The sequence below is a fragment of the Vibrio sp. 2096 genome (assembly GCF_033339595.1).
GTDB classification, from domain to species: domain Bacteria; phylum Pseudomonadota; class Gammaproteobacteria; order Enterobacterales; family Vibrionaceae; genus Vibrio; species Vibrio alginolyticus.
Genome location: NZ_JAWOUX010000095.1, coordinates 1 through 1,100 on the forward strand (window position 1 = coordinate 1; position 1,100 = coordinate 1,100).

1 protein-coding gene is annotated in these 1,100 nt (G+C 46.7%); it reads left to right on the forward strand.

Translation table 11 applies throughout. The features are described 5' to 3' along the window. On the forward strand, positions 1-1,100 hold a 1,100-nt coding region (locus tag R7Q41_RS24310; protein ID WP_318144743.1), incomplete at both ends, for a hypothetical protein.

Consider the following 1,100-nt stretch of genomic DNA (forward strand, 5'->3'; position numbering starts at 1 on the left):
CACAAGCGTTTAAAGAATGGAAAGTTGAAGTCATTTCGGGTGAGGACGCGCTTGGCTCGGATCCGGGTTCGTATAGCTATGGAGCATGGAGCTCAAATCCAATTGCTTTGACGCCCGATCTTGCTCCAGGAAAAACCGTTAAATACAAACTTACCGCAAAAACCAATGACGCTAGCATGGGCGTTATTTTGGATGACTCGACGAGCTGCGCCAACGACAACGTGACCGAAAGTGGTTCAGGGGTTCAAACTCCTGACGACAACTTGCGTGTGAGTAAAGATGTCGACAGTCGTTACTATTCATCGGGTCAAACACTCACTTACACCATCGTAGTGACTAACGATGGTGATGGCTTTGCAAACCAAGTTCAGGTTTTGGATGAACTCTCGGCGATCACTACTCAAGACATTAATGGCAATACGATCAACGCCTATTCGGATTGGACCATTACTGCAAACGCATATAAAGCAGACGGTACAGCCGCGACGGCTTCCAACACCGGTATTGTTGGGGCAGTAAAGTATCCCGACAACCTGAATGTGATTGCGACGCTTGAGCCACATTCCTACATTGAATACACCATCGTGGCAGACACTCATCCTCTGGCGAATGGGCACATTCAAAACCAAGTGACGGTCGATGGCACTGTGTACGCCGACCGAGGTTCTGATCCGCGTGATTTCGCGATCGAGGTTAACAAGCGTGTTAAAACGAACACCGATACCAGTTTTGATACAAAGCAAACCTCGTATTCCAAGCTGGACAACGAAGTGACGTTTGAAATCAGTGTGAAAAATGCGAAAGAAAACGGCTATGCAACCAATGTGCAAGTCAAAGATGCGATATCAACCATCACGGCTGAAATTTTGGAGCCAAATGGCGTCACTAAGCCAGTTTTCAAGGCTTGGACTATTAGTGCTGAAATCAAGTCTGACGATCCTTTGTTGAACGGCAATCCTGCTTACACCGATGTCGGCAGCTTCTCAGACAACCTTGATTTAGATACTAACGCTCAACTTCCGCCGAATGTGGAAGTGGTATACACAATTGTTGCTCAGATTGACCGTTCAAATCCGGATCAAATTCTGTACTCTCAATTC